The following is a 4,123-nucleotide window of genomic DNA, read 5'->3' as shown; positions in this document are numbered from 1 at the left end:
GTTCGGATCCTTGAGCCCGCGCATGTCGATCGCCGAGATCATCGAGGAAGGGCTGAAGATCCACGAGCCTAAACTGTCGCCCGACGAGCGTGACGACAAGGTCGTCGAAGTGCTGAACGAGGTCGGCCTCGATCCCGAAACGCGGCACCGCTATCCGCATGAATTTTCCGGCGGCCAACGCCAGCGCGTCGCCATCGCCCGCGCCATGGTGCTCAACCCCCGCTTCGTCATGCTCGACGAGCCGACCTCGGCGCTCGACATGAGCGTCCAGGCGCAGGTGGTCGACCTTTTGCGCGATCTGCAGGCCAAGCATAACCTGGCCTATCTGTTCATCAGCCACGACCTGAAAGTCATCCGCGCCCTTGCCAATGACGTCATCGTCATGCGCAATGGCCAGATCGTCGAAGCCGGGCCGTCCGATCAGATTTTCGGCAGCCCGCGGACCGACTATACCCGGGCACTGATCTCGGCGGCCTTCAGGATCGAGACGGCGCCGACCGGCGTGGTCAGCCAATAGGCCCGCCCGGCTTACATAACAGGGAAGAACATCCGCGAATGGAAAAAGGCAAAATCCTGCTTGCCCTCACCGGCTTTCATCCGCAGCGCTGGCGCGAACTGCTTTCGGCCGAGCGCGAGGTGGTGCTGGAGCCGGATGGCCCCAGCGACCCCTCGATCACCTATGCGGTGGTGTGGAAGCAGAAGCCGAACCTGTTGTCGGGATTGCCCAATCTGCGCGCCATCTTCTCGATCGGCGCCGGCGTCGACCACATCTTCGCCGATCCCGGCCTGCCCGACGTGCCGATCGTCAGGGTCGTCGCCGACAATCTCACCCAGCATATGACCGAATATGTCGTCTGGCGGGTGCTCGACCACCACCGCCAGAGCATGCACTATCGCGCGCAACAACAGAAGAAGATCTGGCGAGAGCTGCCGCAGCGCGCGGCGGAAGACATCTCCGTCGGCATCATGGGCCTCGGCAATCTCGGCCGCGCAGCGGCCTCGGTGCTGCTCTCGCTGGGCTTTGCGGTCAACGGTTGGTCGCGCACTGAGCGGCCGATGACGGGTGTTTCGACCTTTTCCGGGGAAGCCGGGCTGATCCCGTTCCTCAACGCCACGGATATCCTGGTGGTGCTGTTGCCGCTCACCCCCAACACACAGGGCATCATCAATTACAGCGTGCTGAAGGAATTGCGCAGGCGCAACGGGCTCGGCGGAGCGGTGCTGATCAATGCCGGCCGCGGCCGGCTGCAGAAGGATGCCGACATCCTGCGCGCGCTGAACGACGGCATGCTGAAGGAAGCGAGCCTCGACGTGTTCGAGGTCGAGCCGCTGCCGAAGACAAGCCCGCTGTGGAGCCACCCGAAAGTGTTCGTGACGCCGCATGCGGCGGCGACCTCGGACCCCGTGCATCTCGTACCGATCATGCTCCGGCAGATGGCGGCCTTCGAGCGCGGCGAAAAGCTAGAAAACCTGGTCGACCGCGAAGCGGGTTATTGAGCACCCAAAGCGTGTAGCGCTGAAACGGATTCAGGCACCACGCTTTAGGTCTTTGTTTTGGTGCATGTCGTTTTCCCAAAACCGCTGCGCACTTTTGGGCGACATGCATTAAGCAGGCTTCGAACCGGGCAGCTCGAGCTTGTCCTTCTTCTTCGGCTCGCCGCAATCGCGGCGCTCGATCGAGCGACTCATGGCGTCGATCTCGCCACTCGCCTTGTCGCTGTCGCGCTGCGCCTTGGAGCGCATGTCCGGCGTGAACGGACCGAAGCCCATCGCCGGATTGGAGAAAGTCGGCTTCGCCGTGACCGGCAGGTTGTATTGCTGCGCCAGCGCATTGCGGTTGGCCAGCAGCTGGTCGCAGGGCACGCTGTCATATTGCAGCGAGGACTGGACGTTCTCGTCCTGCCTTTCGGCCATCGAGGTGCCGCCGACGCAGCCGGCCGTCGTCAGGCAAGACGCCAACACCACCATGTTCCAGCGCATGGTATCCCTCCGTGCGGTATCCGCCCACGCTTAAACGGACATGCGATTCGGGCTTTTTCGCGAGCGGCGATTCTGGCCTTCTTTGCAGCATAGGATCAATACAACGTCGGCGGGACAGCACCCCCCTCTGTCCTGCCGGACATCTCCCCCGCAGGGGGGAGATGGACAGCTTCGGCCTACCGCTCTTCCTGCGGCGCTGGAGATTGGCGAAAGCCGCCGCGACATCCGATCTCCCCCCTTGCGGGGGAGATGGCCGGCAGGCCAGAGGGGGGTGTGAGGAACGCTGCGTCAATGATCCTTTATACCGCATGGCCTTTCCCGGTCACGACAGCCAAGCCCCCTACAGGCTCGCCGCGGTCATGCCGGATGGTCGTGCTCTCCAGCGACAGGATCGCAAACCCGCTGACGGCGAGAACGCGCCGCACATAGGCCTCGGAATGCGCGTAGCGCCGCGACGGCAGCAAGGCGAAGTCATCGTCGCCGGCGGTGGTTTCTACCGAGAATGCGAAGACGCCTTTATCGACCAAGCTCTCGGCAACGGCTCCGACAACGCGTTCGAGCGCGCCTAAGTAGATGAACACGTCGACCGCGACCACGAGGTCGGCTTTCGGGCCGGCGTGGGAAAAATGCTGAAGATCGGCCTTGGAAAGCAGGTCGTAGATGCCTTTGGCGCGCGCCTTCCGCAACATGCCGGCCGAGATGTCGTAGCCCTCGAGCCGATCAACGATCGGACGCAGCCTTTCGCCCATCAGGCCGGTACCGCAGCCGAGGTCGAGGGCTAGGTGAAAACGGCCCGGCCTTGCCGCGCGAATGGCCCGGTCGAGAAAGTCCGGCATCCGGTAGCCGAGTTTTCCGACCAGCGCTTCCTCGAAACGGTCGGCGTAGTGATCGAAGAGGGTCTCGACGAAGGCGCTGGGCGGAGCCGCTGCCGCCGGCGCATTGCCGATCAATTGCAGCTTGAGCGACGCGCCCAGCCGGTCCACGGGATCGAGCTTCAGCGCCATCGTCCAGGCCTGGGCGGCCTGGTCCAGAAAACCTGCCGCCTCCAGCATCTCGCCGAGGCGGAACCAACCGACCGCCCATTGTGGCGCCAGCTCCAGCGCACCGAGCAGAAGCTCCGCCGCCTGCGCCGGCTCACCGGAAACGAAGAGCATCTCGGCGAAGTCGGCGCGACGGTCGGCGTTCGAGTCGCCGGACGAAGCCTGAAACGGTTTCATGGTTCGTTTGATCCCACCGGCGTTCGAACCGGCGGCCGGCTGTAGGATGAGTCAGCAGTCTCTTGCAACAGGCTTTCCGCGGGGAATTTAGCCATTATCTTCAAGCCATGCGCGCCAGCGACCTGCTCAAGCCACGACCGGAAGGGCTCTACTGCCCGCCAGGCGATTTCTTCATCGACCCGGTGCGGCCGGTGGGCCGCGCCCTGGTCACGCACGGCCACTCCGACCATGCCCGCTCCGGCCACCGCTCGGTGCTGGCCACGCAAGAGACGCTCGACATCATGGGCCTGCGCTGCGGCGAGGATTTTGCCGGCACGACGCAGGCCGCGACGCTCGGCGAGACGATCGGCATCAATGGCGTCGCCGTGACCTTCCATCCGGCGGGGCACGTGCTGGGTTCGGCGCAGATCGCCGTCGAGTACCAAGGCATGCGCATCGTCGCCTCCGGTGACTACAAGCGGCAGAAGGACGCCACATGCCGGCCCTTCGAGCCGGTCCCGTGCGACGTCTTCATCACCGAGGCGACCTTCGGCCTGCCGGTGTTCCGGCATCCGCCGGATCAAGAGGAGATCGCGCGTGTGCTGAAATCGGCGGCGCAATTTCCCGAACGCTCGCACCTGATCGGCGCCTATGCGCTCGGCAAGGCGCAGCGCGTGATGCGCCTGTTGCGCGACGCCGGCTATGACAAGCCGATTTATATCCACGGCGCGCTGACAAAGCTCAGCGAATACTACCAGAGCCAAGGCATCGACCTCGGCAAGCTGGAGCCGGGGACCGTGGAGACCGGCGGCAAGGCCGATTTCGCCGGCGCCATCGTCGTCGGCCCGCCGGCCGCCTTCGCCGACCGCTGGGCGCGGCGTTTTCCCGATCCGATCTCCTGCTTCGCCTCGGGTTGGATGCGCATCCGCCAGCGCGCCAAGCAAGGC

General features: G+C 64.6%; 5 protein-coding genes. 3 read left to right on the top strand and 2 right to left on the bottom strand.

The annotated features are described in order from the left end of the window. A partial coding sequence (locus tag EOA38_RS29665) for an ATP-binding cassette domain-containing protein (RefSeq protein WP_127300910.1) occupies window positions 1-517 on the top strand: 517 nt, incomplete at its 5' end. A 38-nt stretch (window positions 518-555) separates the two neighbouring features. Continuing rightward, window positions 556-1,497 (top strand): glyoxylate/hydroxypyruvate reductase A, encoded by a 942-nt coding sequence (locus EOA38_RS29660; RefSeq protein WP_127300909.1) that lies wholly within the window; start codon window positions 556-558, stop codon window positions 1,495-1,497. A gap of 108 nt (window positions 1,498-1,605) precedes the next feature. Here EOA38_RS29660 and EOA38_RS29655 read toward each other — a convergent pair whose 3' ends face one another. Both EOA38_RS29655 and EOA38_RS29645 read right to left on the bottom strand, forming a co-directional pair. Then, window positions 1,606-1,980, bottom strand: coding sequence for a hypothetical protein (locus tag EOA38_RS29655; protein ID WP_127300908.1), 375 nt, complete (start codon window positions 1,978-1,980; stop codon window positions 1,606-1,608). A gap of 299 nt (window positions 1,981-2,279) precedes the next feature. Beyond that, entirely contained in the window at window positions 2,280-3,197 is a 918-nt protein-coding gene (locus tag EOA38_RS29645) for a methyltransferase domain-containing protein (protein WP_127300906.1), read from the bottom strand. 107 nt (window positions 3,198-3,304) lie between these two features. Here EOA38_RS29645 and EOA38_RS29640 point away from each other — a divergent pair. Next, window positions 3,305-4,123 (top strand): ligase-associated DNA damage response exonuclease (locus EOA38_RS29640; RefSeq protein WP_127300905.1); only part of this gene is annotated, 819 nt, incomplete at its 3' end.

The sequence above is a fragment of the Mesorhizobium sp. M1E.F.Ca.ET.041.01.1.1 genome, from assembly GCF_003997355.1.
Classification (GTDB): domain Bacteria; phylum Pseudomonadota; class Alphaproteobacteria; order Rhizobiales; family Rhizobiaceae; genus Mesorhizobium.
Note: the sequence above shows the minus strand (reverse complement) of the source record. Positions and strands in the feature narration are given on the sequence as shown.

Coding starts and splice junctions, on each gene's coding strand:
- EOA38_RS29660 (WP_127300909.1), top strand. CDS start 556: ATGGAAAAAGGCAAAATCCTGCTTGCCCTCACCGGCTTTCATCCGCAG.
- EOA38_RS29655 (WP_127300908.1), bottom strand. CDS start 1,980: ATGCGCTGGAACATGGTGGTGTTGGCGTCTTGCCTGACGACGGCCGGC.
- EOA38_RS29645 (WP_127300906.1), bottom strand. CDS start 3,197: ATGAAACCGTTTCAGGCTTCGTCCGGCGACTCGAACGCCGACCGTCGC.